The organism is Lactiplantibacillus sp. 3062, from assembly GCF_055413545.1.
Genome location: NZ_JBVAYE010000001.1, coordinates 295,935 through 309,031, shown reverse-complemented (window position 1 = coordinate 309,031; position 13,097 = coordinate 295,935). Strand labels below are relative to the sequence as shown.

Sequence of the window (13,097 nt, the reverse complement as noted above, 5' to 3'; positions counted from 1 at the left end):
TATGGCAGCAACAATCAAGTGGTGGCAACAAGCCGTTGTCTATCAGGTCTATCCACGGAGTTTTCAAGATACCAATCATGATGGTATTGGTGGCTTAAAGGGGATCACGGCCCACCTAGACTACTTAAAGCAATTAGGAATCGACGTCATTTGGCTCAATCCCATTTATCGTTCACCCAACGATGATAATGGTTATGATATTAGTGATTATCAACAAATTGCGGCCGACTTTGGCACTATGGCTGATTTTGATGAATTATTGCAAGCCGCCCATGACCGGGGCTTAAAGCTCATCATGGACTTGGTTGTTAACCATACCTCTGATGAGCATCCATGGTTCAAACGCAGTCGCCAGGACCGCACCAATCAATATCGTGATTTCTACTTTTGGCGCTCAGGTAACGGCAAAAAGGCGCCCAATAATTGGGATGCGGCTTTTGGTGGTTCAGCATGGCAATATGATGAGCAGACCCAGCAGTATTATTTACACACGTTTTCAACAAAACAACCTGATTTAAACTGGGAGAATCCGACCTTACGAGAGTCAGTTTATACGATGATGACCTGGTGGCTGAACAAGGGTGTTGACGGTTTTCGAATGGACGTCATTAACCAAATCTCTAAGTTACCCGGGTTACCAAATGGTCCACTGAAACCGCACAGTCAGTTTGGCGATGCTCGAGTAACGAACGGACCGCGAGTTCATGAATTCTTGCAAGAAATGAACCAAGAAGTGTTGTCACAGTTTGATATCATGACGGTTGGTGAGACCCACGGGGTGACACCAGCGGATGCGCTGAAGTATGCGGGCGCTGATCGGCACGAATTAGATATGGTCTTTGAATTTCAACATCTGCGACTTGATAATAGTCAGCATGGTCTTGGTAAGTGGAGTACGCGTAAGACACCGTTAGTGGCGCTAAAGAAAGTCATTAGTGACTGGCAAGTCGGACTTGAAGGGCGGGCTTGGAACAGCCTGTTTTGGAACAATCATGATACGCCACGAGCGGTCTCACGTTTTGGTGATGACCGACCAGCATATCGGGTACGTTCGGCTAAAATGCTCGCAACGTGTTTACACATCTTGCAGGGAACCCCGTATATTTATCAAGGTGAAGAACTGGGGATGACTGACGCTCATTTTACTGAATTAACCAGTTACCGGGATATTGAATCGCTCAATGCCTATCGTGATTTAGTGACTGAGCGCCAACTACTATCACCGGCAGATATGATGGCCCGATTAGCGGCGCGTTCTCGGGACAACTCGCGAACGCCGATGCAATGGGACACGGAGGTTAACGCGGGTTTTAGTGACGCGGCGCCATGGCTCACGGTCAATCCCAACTATCGTCAAATCAATGCTGCCGCAGCTTTGGCTGATCCGGATTCAGTGTGGTACTATTACCAGCACTTGATTCAATTACGACATCAATACCCCTTAGTGACGTTAGGTTCGTTTGAGCTCTTGTGGGCTGATGATCCGCAGGTATTCTTATATGCACGGCAATGGGAAGGGCGAACCTGGCTAGTTTGTTGCAATTTCACAGCCGAGACACTGTCCCGACCACTGGATCAATATCTGACGCCCACGGCCAAATGCTTGATTAGTAATTATGGCGAGCAGCAGCCAAATAAATTACGGCCTTATGAGGCTTGGGTCTACCAACTCGCATAGGTATCCAGGACTTGGCTAATTGAGGCGGTCTTTGAAATATACCCAATCGTTACGATTAGTGTGAATTGGGTTGCTTAAAATTCTGCGATGGTCTTAATAAGCGACCACCTGACTAAAAAACTGCTTTCAAAAGGATAACTTTTGAAAGCAGTTTTTTTAGCGCGCGACGACCACTTGACCCACGTGAGGCTCATCTAGTCGTTGGTGACCTTGAATGAAGCCCGTGAGGTTAAACGGTAGTTGTTCATTGATCGTCGTGGTCAATTGACCAGTATCTAGCAACTTGAATAGCAATTGTAAGGCGGCCTGATCAGAAATCACTTCGGTCGGTTGGATTGCTTGGAAACGAATTGATTTACTGGTGGCTGGCAAGTGACGGGCAAACGAAGCGATGGTCGCATCAAATTTGGCCATTGCTAAGTCATCTTTGCCACCAACGCCATCGATAGCGACATTGATTACGACGTCACCGCGGTCGGCTAACACGTGAACTGGATTTTGATGCTGATAGTCGACGAATTGGTCGACTCCCAGTGTCGCAATCAAGTTAGCATAACGGTCACTAGCAATCGCGATAACGTGGGCACCTAATCGTTTGGCTAACTGAATAATTAACAAGCCGACTGGGCTGCCAGCGCCTTTGACAATCACCGTTTGGTCGGCTTGGATGTCCGCAAAGTAGCGCACCGTTTTGTAAGCGACAATCCCTGGAGTGACTAAGCTGACGGCGGTGACCGGATCAAGATTAGTTGGCATGGTCACCGCTAGATCGCTATCTAAACAAACCTGGTCCGCGTAAGTATGGTTCGTGCGGGCAGCCACCACTGTCCCAACGTCCAAGTCAGTGACAGCGGCGCCAACTTGAATGATTTTCCCAATGACATCATGCCCAGGAATATGCGGTAGTGCGACGCTTTGGATAGTACCTAGCCGTTCTAAGCGGTCTTCCTCGGTTAGGTTAACGGCTAAAGTTTTGATTAATAATTGATTATCTGTTGGAATCAGCTGTGATTGTGGTAGTTCTTCAAATACGGTAGGTCCCCCAAATTTTTGATACCCGTATGCAAGCATTGTAATCCCCCTCCTCATATCTAAGTTCGTTAGTTGACGTGGTGCCGGGATGTGACTTATTAGTAAATAAATCATGCAGTATCAATTGACGAATTGTTAGATTGATCCAAAACATGCTCTTGTCTAATTGTAGCCAGCAGTGGGGGCGAATCACAAGCAGTAACAATTATATTCCGGGATTGGTTCGGTCACCGATTAAATTAAACAACCTAGTTTTAAATTAACCGGCTTCGTTGGCTGGCTGATGCTTCAGGCCCCAGCCAGTGAAACCACTGATAATTGAGAATACCGGTGATAGTAAGCTGAAGAAACAAAATGGCAGGTAAGCTAAGGTTGATACCCCGAGCGTGTTAGCGGCAAAGGCCCCGGCAACGCCCCACGGAATCAGGTAATTGATGACAGTTCCACCGTCTTCAAGGACTCGACTGAGGGCTAAGTTAGCCAATCCTCGCTGATTGAAGGTCGTTTTGAACGCTTTACCAGGCAAGATAACGGAAAGGTACTGTTCACCTACAAAGATGTTGACACCGATTCCCGCTAAAATCGCAGCCGTAACAGTTGCCCCGGCACCTTTCAATCGCTTGGTTAGCGGCACCATTGCTGTCTGAATGAGGTTGAATTTCATTAGTAAACCGCCTAACGACAGGGTTAATAGGATTAAGGAGACCGTGCTCATCATGGCACTGATACCGCCACGTGAGAGTAAGGCGTCCACCCCGGCGTTGCCAGTTTTGGCTACAAAGCCGGTTTCGATCATCGTGGCGATCTTAGTTAAGGCAATATGAGGTTGCTCGATAAAAATCATGACGATGGCAAGACCGATATTCATCAACAAGGTTGCAATGGCTGGAATTTTAAGTAGGGCACAGGCAAACATGACGACGAGTGGCAAGGCCGCCCACCAGCTGATGGTAAAGTTATTATTGAGGACGGTCAACGTCGTTTGAATCTTGCCCAAATGGCTTTGTGTTGCGGCTCCGGCACCTAAAACGGCGTAGAGTACTAGTGATACGACAAAAGCAGGAATCGTAGACCACATCAGATTACGAATGTGGTCGAATAAATCTGCTTCGGCAATGGCTGCGGCCAGGTTGGTCGAATCTGACAACGGTGAAGTCTTATCTCCAAAAATGGCTCCTGAGATGATAGCTCCGGCAATCAAAGCTGGGTTGATGCCCATCGTTGTCCCGATTCCAAAGAGGGCAATCCCAATCGTTGAGATAATCGTGAAGGCACTCCCGATGGAAGTTCCAATAATTGCACAAACGAGAAAAACGGATGGAACGAACCACTGCGCAGAGATCAGATGAAACCCAAAGACCATCATTGAAGGAATGATGCCAGCTGCAATCCAAACGCTGATGAGTGCCCCGATGAGTAGAAAAATAAAAATTGGGATAATCCCAGTTTTAATACCATCGATGATGCCACCGTGAATGTCATCCCAGTGGGCACCGCGAATTCGGGCCCATAAAATGATGAGGGCGATAACGAGAATAACGGGGGTCTGTGGTGACAGGCCGAACTTAATAACGCCAAGTCCCATAATTGCAAGCATAATGAGTAAAACGAGTAGGGCTTCTGGTAACTGAACTGAACGCCATTTCTTTGAATTAGGCATAATAATTAACTCCTTTGAGGTCGTTAAACCAGCAGTGAATAGCCCGACACGGACTGCTTCAACAGCGGTTGTACGCCGATAATAGTGGGTGAATATAAAAAATCGTCCCTGTTGCATAATAATGCAACAGGGACGATTGATTAGACCGTGGTACCACCCAGCTTGAGCCACAATATGACTCCACTCACTAGCAGTTAACGGCTCTAGTTGTTATCCGCCGGGCGTACCCGGACCTCTCCTACCGTATTTCATCGAGATTAACCTGATCGGTTCGCAGCACCCACCGACTTCCTGACGCACAGTTAATTCGCTACTTGAAAGTAAGATTATCGTTCGTTATTTGAATATAAGCGATAATAGCATGGCGTTTTTGATTCGTCAACTAAGATATGGCTAGAAACGTGTTAGGCTAACAAATAAATAGCGATTAGTGGGTACGCTCAAATGACCGACAATGGTAGAATGGTTAGTGTTGTAAGCGGTACCTTTTATGGTTGACCGTGACAAGTTTTTTAAAGCAAACTTTTTTAGGGGGATAATCATATATGGCTAATCAATGGTGGCAATCAGCGGTTGTTTATCAGGTTTATCCACGGTCGTTTCAGGATTCAAATGGTGATGGAATCGGTGATTTGCCAGGAATTACACAACGGTTAGATTATATTAAACAGCTCGGCGCGGATGTGATTTGGCTCAACCCAATTTACCGTTCACCCGGTGTCGATAATGGCTATGATATTAGTGATTATTACGATATTAATCCAGAATTCGGGACGATGGCTGATTTTGATCAATTATTAACAACGGCCCATGCGAAAGGGTTAAAAATCATGATGGACATTGTTGTCAACCATTCATCTGATCAAAATAAGTGGTTTACTACGAGTGCGCAAAGTAAGGATAATCCGTACGCGGACTATTATATTTGGCGTGATCCTGTTGATGGGCATGAACCTAACAACTGGGGTGGCTTTTTCGGTGGCTCTGCTTGGAAATATGTTGCCAGCCGTGATCAGTATTACTTACATTCATTTGCGGTTGAACAGCCAGATTTGAACTGGGATAATCCGCAACTACGGCAAGCAGTCTATGACATGATGAATTTCTGGGTCAATAAGGGCGTGGACGGTTTCCGCTTGGATGTCATTAACTTGATTTCCAAGCCTGATAGCTTTGCAGACGGGCAGCCAGAAGCTGGGGAACCATACGCGGCAATCGGTGGAATTATTGCCAATGGTCCGCATCTCCATGAATACTTACAAGAAATGAATCAGCAAGTGTTTGCAGGCCATCAACTGATGACGGTCGGCGAAACGCCTGGGGCTACGGTTGCTGATGCTAAGCAACTGGCAAGCAGCCAAGGTCAGGAATTAAACATGGTGTTTGAATTTGAACACATGGGCCTGGATGGTAATCCAGATCCGGCGCTAGGTAAGTGGAATGACCAGCCCGTCCGACTGGTTGACCTAAAGCAGAGCTTGTCTAAGTGGCAAATAGGCTTACAAGGGACAGCCTGGAATAGTCTCTATTGGAATAATCATGACCAACCGCGAATTGTGTCACGATTCGGGGATGAACGGCCAGCTTATCGGGAACGTTCAGCCAAAATGCTAGCGACCCTATTGCACTTTCTTCAAGGGACACCCTACATCTACGAAGGTGAGGAGCTAGGCATGACGAATGCCCATTTTACCAAGTTAACCGACTATCAAGACTTGGAATCACTGAATGCGTATCATCACTTTGTTGATGACGAACAGGTCGTTCAACCTGAACAGATGTTAGGTTATCTCGCCCATATGTCGCGGGATAATGCGCGTACACCGATGCAGTGGGATGATAGTCAGAATGCTGGGTTTTCAACGGCAACACCGTGGCTAGCGGTTAATGCCAATTATCCGCGGATCAACGCGCAACTCGCGCAACGAACGCCCGGTTCAGTTCTGAGCTATTATCAGCGGCTGATTAAGCTCCGGCACCATTTACCAGTCATAACGACGGGAACTTATCACCTATTATCACCTGATGATGCGGCCGTTTATGCCTATATGCGGCATATGGGGTCGCAGCACCTGCTAGTAATTTGTAACTTTACTGCGGCAACCCAGACGCGACACTTTGCAGAATTACCCGCTGATGCGCATCTGTTGATCAGTAACTACGATGAAGATCATCAAGACGTATTACGAGCGTACGAAGCGAAAGTTTACCAGTTTTAGGTCACAATTAGCTTCGCTGCTGGAGTCGTGAATGTGATTTTTAACGGCGGTTGTGTGATTACGAGCACGAGTTGGTCGTGTAAATTTAATCGTGATGACTTAACCAAAAATGCGCCCCAATAAGAACGCCCAACCTATCATTCTAGATAAGTTGGGTATTTTTATTGGAGCGCATGTATGATTATGATCAAGTTTGTGGTTAAGATTTTTGTTCGGCATTGTCAGCCGCAAATGTTTTTTCAATAATGTCGATAACTTGTTTGACCAAGCCAATTGGAAATTGGTGGGCCCGACGAATCAAGTTGATATGCACGCTAGGAACCTGAACGTCGTCGAACGGAATCTCAACGAGACCATCGTCTTCACCATCGTTGGGGGTCGTGATGTCGGAAATGAAGCCTAGTGCCAGGTTCTCTTTAACTAATCCCTTAATCCCTTGATCAAGGTGCTGCTATCAGATTCGAAGAGAACTTGGGGTTCAATCGAAAGTTGTTCAGCAAGTTGCCGGAAGACTAGTTTATTTAAGTAAGTTGCATTAAGCAGTACAAAAGGCGATTTTAGCGCTTCTGCAAAAGTCGGATGCTCAGCCTTTGCTAAGGGGTGCGCAACATTAGCGAGAATGCGAAATTTAAAAGGCCGTAATGGCGTTACTGCTAGCCGTTCATCCAATGTTTGATCCAAGTTACCACTGATGGCTAAGTCGAGTTGGCCGGCTAAAACCTGTTTGACGAGTTGATTAGCCCCCATTTCAACCGTGTGGACGCTACTAAGCAAATCTTGCTCGATGATTGGTTTTGTTAATGCCGGTAAATAATGTTCACTGACGGATGGTTCGATACCAAACCGCAGTGTATGTTGACGCAAATGACTGATTGATTCATTGACATGCTGCCAGTTGTTGATAATGTCGTTGGCTGCGAGCAATAGTTGCTGGCCACTAGGTGTTAACACCAGCGCCTTGGTCTTTGCTTGGCGAAAGAACAGTGTCACTTGGAAATGACGTTCTAGTCGTTTAATTGCTTGGGAGATTGTGGGTTGGCTAACGTGAAAATCAGCAGCCGTTTGCGTATAACTCTGAGTGCTGATTAAGCGTTGGAAGTAATACAAGTCTTTAATGTTCATGAAAAATGTAGCCTCCATAAAATATTAATGTTGGTTGCGCAATTAATAGTCGCAGGTAAGCAGGCTCCGACTGATTGATTAAAGCTGGTTATTATACGTCATGTTAATCATACCATTGTTATAACGAATAGTGTCAGGATAATTAGTGAAAATTAATTTACAAAATAGTTAACGCACTTAAACTATAATGATTATTAATAAGAATGTTAGTGCTGATTGGTACAGATGTAGTGTTGTTGGTAAATTAAGTTTTGAGTCATTATATAATTTTATCAGTTAAAGGGCTGCCGCATCGTTTTGATTATCATGACGTGTCGGTTAGTCTGATTAATCACCGGAAAAAAAGTTGCATTGCTTAAGTGGGAGTCGTTAGAAATAAAGGTTAAAGTGTTAAAGCGATAAGTAAACATTATGCAGATTAAGAAGCATACAAGTTAATGGCAAACTATTAGTAATAAAGCTATAAAAAATACTTATCAGTTAAGGTGCTGTTATATATCGCTCGATAAATCAATAATTGGTCTACGTGCCATCGGTAGCGCCAGTCTGCCCCGTTTTTCGACGTAATTAGTTGACAAGCAACTAAAGCAGTTAATGGGTTTAAATTATAAATGAAACGAATGACATCATTTTTACTGATTGCAATTAGTTAAATCTATATTAATCAGCATAAATTATTTTAATTAGCTAACAACTGTCACGAACTCGTCAAAATTGATGGCATACAACTTTTGTATAAAATATTATAATACTAATTATGATTAATGTCTTTAAAATGTTGATATATCGGTAAATTAATTAAGTGTACATAAATAAAAATTATATAGACGTAATGAGCCTTTTGAACAAATATTGCTGGTATGTAACTGCTATCTGTGAGCGACGAATTTTGACAAAAAGTGTCTTCAAATTTGCGGAATGTGGTTTATAATTAAGGCGTGTAATCGGTTTAAAAGTTTTAACTTATATAAGAAAGGGGGGATATCATGCGATTAATCGATTTCAAAACTTGGATAATGGGAACGGCCGCCATGTTGACATTGATTGTGACAAATCAAACAGTGAGTGCGGCGGACACGGCTACCACTGCCACTGAAACGACGCAGACTTCTGGCTCGAGTACACTTGCTAATCAAGTGGTGTTGCGACAAACTACGAGCAGTAGCAGTAGCAGTAGCAGTAGCAGTAGCAGTAGCAGTAGCAGTAGCAGTAGCAGTAGCACGAAAGCATCGGCAACTGGTGCTGCGACCGAAACGGCGACTAGCAAAGCGGTCACCGCGTCTGAGTCATCAAACCAATCATCTAGCACAACGGCTACTAGCCAAACGACTTCAGGTGTGACAGCCGCTCAAGCAACAACGGACAGTACTGATACGACAGCGACGTCCCGGGCGACGGCTAATGCCAAGGCGGATCAACGAGCGGCTAGTGCGAAGGCGAACAACGAGCAAGCAACGACCCAGAATCAGCAACAAACGACTAATATGTACAGTGGTGTCGTTACCAGTCAAAAAGACTCGGCGAGAACGGCAACTACGACGGATCAAGCAACTGCATCTGTCGCGACACTGTCCAGAATGAGCCGGGCCAGTCTTCGCAGTTTAGCACAACGGGCAACGGTTGCGGTTCAGGGGCTCGATGCTACTGACGCAACGGTGACTGACGATGATGGTGTCACGTATAGCGCTACGGATGTATTGAGTCTGTATGCGAACTATATCGCGAAGTATCATTGGTCAATAGCTGATGATGTTAGCGTAGCTGCTGGCAGTACAGCAACGGTGACCTTACCCGAGAATGTTGTCTTTACCAATGGTACGCAGCATATTGATGTCCAAAAATCAGATGGAACGGTCGTCGGGACTTTTACGGCCGAGACCGGTAGTCAAACCGGAACACTAACTTTTAATGATTATTATGCGACTAGTGATCGTTATAATCGTCAAGGAGACTTAACGTTTTATGTTACTGGGACTAGCGCAACCACTGGCAGTAGTACGACTGGGATTAATAAGGTTGGCTGGGCCGACAGTAATAGTTTAGATGCTGATGGTAATCCCACCAAAATGATCTGGCAAGTTGTCGCAAACATTAATAGTGAAAAGTGGCAGCAAGTTGCGATTGTTGATCAGCTAGGCCTTTATCAAACGCACGAAGGTACCATGACGTTGGAAACTGGTCATTATACTGACGGTGCCTTTGTTAAAGACGCGGCACTGGGCACTTATGATTTTGCAACGCAGCAGTTTACCTACGCTGATGGGGTATCAACACCACAAGTAACCGTGACGGTTGTGGGTCAGCAGATGACAATTAATATTGACCAATTAGATGTAGCGGTCAATATATTTTATGAAGTTGGTCTGACAGTAGGACATACGTACACCAATAATGCGGGTGTAACGTATGCACCTGTCATTGGAGATGTGACTGATCCAAATGAGGGCAGTTCGACAGGCGAACCAAAGAGTGAACAATCGAACGTGGCCGTTAGATTTGGTGGTTCCGGAACCGCTAGTGATGACATTCAGAGTTACAGTTTGTTCATTAATAAAACTGATGGTGACGGCCAGTCAGTTGCTGGTGCCACTTATCAGTTAGAGGATAGTACGGGTACGGTACTTCGGACCGATTTGGTGACTGATTCAGTTGGACAGTTACGCATCGGTAACTTGTCGGCTGGGACGTACATGCTGGTTGAGACGGCGGCTCCGAGTGGCTACCAAATCGACACGGCCAAGCACGTCTTCACGGTATCCGCAGCGCAAGCAACGGCTAACGTGGTCACAGGTAGTGTGGTTGACAAACGAATTGCTAAGACGGCGCTGACTGTTAACAAAGTTTGGGCTGACGTGCCAGCTGGAGTGCAAACGCCGACCGTTGAAGTGACGTTGCAACGCAATGGTCAAGCTTATCAGACCTTGCAATTAACGTCAGCAAATGGCTATACGGGCACTTTCAGTGATTTGGATGTGACGGATGTTTATGGCAATGCGTACACTTATACGGTGATTGAAACGGCCATTGCTGGCTATATCAGTAGTCAAACAACTAGTGGTGAGACGGTGACATTAACGAATACGTATCAAACCGGGAAATTGACGGTGATTAAGACGGATTCGAGTGGCGCCAATCGCTTGGCCGGGGCGGTTTTTGCCGTGAAAAATGCTGCCGGAACGCTGGTTGCTCAGTTGACAACTGATGCGACTGGTCAAGCACAGCTTACAGGTCTAACGCAAGGCGCTTATACGGTTAGCGAAATTCAAGCACCGGACGGTTACTTGATCAATACACAGGCGCAAGTGCTTGTGTTGAATGAGCAAAGCGCTTATCAAGGCCAATTAGTTTTTGCCGATGAGGTCGAACCAAGTGAACCGAGCGAACCAAGCGAGCCGAGCGAACCAAGCGAACCAAGCGAACCGAGTGAACCAAGTGAACCAAGTGAACCGAGCGAACCGAGCGAACCAAGTGAACCAAGTGAACCGAGTGAACCAAGTGAACCAAGCGAACCAAGTGAACCAAGCGAACCAAGTGAACCAAGTGAACCGAGTGAACCAAGTGAACCAAGCGAACCAAGTGAACCAAGCGAACCGAGCGAACCAAGTGAACCAAGTGGACCGAGTGAGCCGAGTGAACCAAGTGAACCAAGTGAACCGAGTGAGCCAAGTGAACCGAGCGAACCAAGTGAACCAAGTGATCCGAGTGAACCAAGCGAACCGAGCGAACCAAGCGAACCAAGTGAACCGAGTGAACCAAGTGAACCGGTGCTACCAGGACACGCTGACGAGGATAGTGATTCAGATCAGGTTGTCACAACGAAGACTGAGACAGCTAAGTTAGTCAAGCAAACTAATTTAGTAACCACGACTCGGCCAACGAAATTGTTAGGACAGCCAATAAAATTAGTAGCAACTTCTAAACCAGTTGTTAAAGTTACAAAAGCAACTAATCGCAAGTCGGCGCAACAATTGCCACAGACTAGTGAACAATCAATGGATTGGCTAATGATTTTGGGCTGGTTCTTGCTAGGGCTAACAGTTGTTAGTCGTCAACGGCGATTTAATTAAACAAAAAGGCTACTGGAATTTCGCTTCCAGTAGCCTTTATTTATATCATAGATAAGTGTCGCCACATTATCGACGATTTTGAGATGTGCGTTGGTCATGCTTAATTCTGACTGGTTGGGCAGCGGGAACACGGGCGCCAGCCACGACGCCGGCAACGGCAGCTAGTCCGGCTGCGGCCAATAAACCTGCTAATAACATGGGCAAGACCTCCTCAATAGTTGTAAAAACTCGTCTTTTAATACTTGCAGTTTAGGCGACTTATTAACAAAAATCAATTATTTAACCGTAAATTAGTGAGAATCTGAATAACTTGAAATATTCTTAAGTAATTGCCGGTTATTGTTCATTCTGGCAAGGGCGGCCGCATCATTTAAATATTCATGAATTTGATCCGGTTCATCGGATAATTGAGCCTGTAAGAATTTGATCCGCGCTGCGTAATAGGTAACGTGGAATCGCGCACAAATCTCAATCCCGTAGTTTAATAACTGCAAACTCCGCGGTGTATCATTAATGTTAGCGTAAAAAGCCCCCGTGTAATAAGCTAAGTTAATCACGCGCCAAACACTAGCGGTCGTTTCTAGCGGTAGGTTCGGTAGGGCGTGGCGTACTTTTTCAAAATAGTACTGGGCTTTATCGTTATCCTGGTTCTGCTGATAAGCAATCCCGATACCACAGTAGGCCAGCTGTGTATAGATTGTGATGTGAGCCTCGTCCAAATCGGTGATGATTTGGTCAAAATTAAAGATGACATCACTGATCGGGTGGTGGTTAAGGGCAGCAACATAGCCTTTTAGATAACAATATTGTAATTTGGTTTCGCGGTCATGTCGCGGCATATCCGCAGCCTTTTCAAGTTGTACTTCGGCATCTTGATATTCAGTTGTAATGAGGTCGAACTCGACCTGTTCCAAAATCTTCAAAACAGCGGCATCAGCGACGCGTTCGGTTGGAAAGACATCTTCCAATTGTAGGTTGAGTCGCTGACAAAGTTGGGCAACGATTCGTATGGCAGGTGCTTTGCCATTGTTCTCGAACTTACTTAGTGTCGCCTGAGTACAAATACCATCTGCTAGGGCCTTTTGTGAAAGTCCTAGGGCTTTGCGGCGGGCGATGAAAAGCTCAATGTTCATACCATCAACGCTTCCTTTACATATTTAAGTCATAATTGAAACAGCTTTCATTTACCCTAATTAAAAACTTTTTATATAATTTTGTCAATATTTAAACATAATCTTGCATATTCTAAAAATATATCTTGACTATATAAAAAACGCTCGCTAGTCTTTGCTAGTGAGCGTCTGTGAGTTATCTGATGG

The 13,097-nt window shown here is 45.4% G+C and carries 8 protein-coding genes; 3 read left to right on the top strand and 5 right to left on the bottom strand.

What is annotated here, in order from left to right:
* Position 1 precedes the first annotated feature (1 nt).
* Entirely contained in the window at positions 2–1,678 is a 1,677-nt protein-coding gene (locus ACWQAU_RS01405) for a glycoside hydrolase family 13 protein (protein WP_027821563.1), read from the top strand.
* 156 nt (positions 1,679–1,834) lie between these two features.
* On the opposite strand, the gene ACWQAU_RS01400 is transcribed toward ACWQAU_RS01405, so the two are convergent.
* A complete protein-coding gene (locus ACWQAU_RS01400) occupies positions 1,835–2,749 on the bottom strand; it encodes an NADP-dependent oxidoreductase (RefSeq protein WP_003643686.1) in 915 nt (304 codons plus the stop codon).
* Between the two features lie 220 nt (positions 2,750–2,969).
* Entirely contained in the window at positions 2,970–4,370 is a 1,401-nt protein-coding gene (gene nhaC, locus ACWQAU_RS01395; RefSeq protein WP_003643687.1) for a Na+/H+ antiporter NhaC, read from the bottom strand.
* 545 nt (positions 4,371–4,915) lie between these two features.
* Between nhaC and ACWQAU_RS01390 the strand changes: the two genes are divergently transcribed.
* Positions 4,916–6,589 carry a glycoside hydrolase family 13 protein gene (locus ACWQAU_RS01390; protein ID WP_027821562.1) on the top strand — a complete coding sequence of 558 codons (1,674 nt, stop codon included), beginning with the start codon at positions 4,916–4,918 and terminating at the stop codon, positions 6,587–6,589.
* A gap of 420 nt (positions 6,590–7,009) precedes the next feature.
* Here the strand turns inward: ACWQAU_RS01390 and ACWQAU_RS01385 are convergent, their stop codons facing one another.
* Positions 7,010–7,711, bottom strand: coding sequence for a LysR family transcriptional regulator (locus ACWQAU_RS01385; RefSeq protein ID WP_228402962.1), 702 nt, complete (start codon positions 7,709–7,711; stop codon positions 7,010–7,012).
* Positions 7,712–8,697: 986 nt separating this feature from the next.
* Here ACWQAU_RS01385 and ACWQAU_RS01380 point away from each other — a divergent pair.
* Complete coding sequence (locus ACWQAU_RS01380) at positions 8,698–11,778, top strand: SpaA isopeptide-forming pilin-related protein (protein ID WP_079111762.1); 3,081 nt, start codon at positions 8,698–8,700, stop codon at positions 11,776–11,778.
* A 66-nt stretch (positions 11,779–11,844) separates the two neighbouring features.
* Here ACWQAU_RS01380 and ACWQAU_RS01375 read toward each other — a convergent pair whose 3' ends face one another.
* Together ACWQAU_RS01375 and ACWQAU_RS01370 are read right to left on the bottom strand one after the other, a co-directional pair.
* The gene (locus tag ACWQAU_RS01375) at positions 11,845–11,976 is read right to left on the bottom strand and encodes a hypothetical protein (RefSeq protein ID WP_003641790.1); all 132 of its coding nucleotides are present in this window, start codon (positions 11,974–11,976) and stop codon (positions 11,845–11,847) included.
* A 92-nt stretch (positions 11,977–12,068) separates the two neighbouring features.
* Complete coding sequence (locus ACWQAU_RS01370) at positions 12,069–12,911, bottom strand: helix-turn-helix transcriptional regulator (protein ID WP_003641791.1); 843 nt, start codon at positions 12,909–12,911, stop codon at positions 12,069–12,071.
* Between the last annotated feature and the right edge of the window lie 186 nt (positions 12,912–13,097).